General features: G+C 69.0%; 1 protein-coding gene. It reads right to left on the minus strand.

Annotated features, from left to right (window positions below):
- The coding region (locus tag ACTFO6_RS18995; protein WP_439935901.1) for an aminotransferase class I/II-fold pyridoxal phosphate-dependent enzyme at positions 1-261 on the minus strand (261 nt) is incomplete at both ends.

The raw sequence follows: 261 nt of genomic DNA on the forward strand, positions 1-261 counted from the left end.
CAGGGCGTAGCGCCGGGCGATCCAGTCGGCCAGGGCCAGGCGCAAAGCGGGCTGGCCGGCGGTGGTGGGATAGCGGGCGAGGGAGGAAAGGGCCTGCGCCAGCGCCTCCAAAATGAAGGGCGGCGTCGCGTGCTTCGGCTCGCCGATGGACAGATCGATGGCCCTGAAGGCGGGGTTGGGGCTTGCCCCCTGGAGCAGAAGCTGGAGTTTCTGGAACGGATAGGGCTGCAGGCGCTCGAGGTGGGGGTTCATCGAGGGTTG

The organism is Pelomicrobium sp. G1, assembly GCF_051905455.1.
Classification (GTDB): Bacteria; Pseudomonadota; Gammaproteobacteria; order Burkholderiales; family UBA6910; genus Pelomicrobium.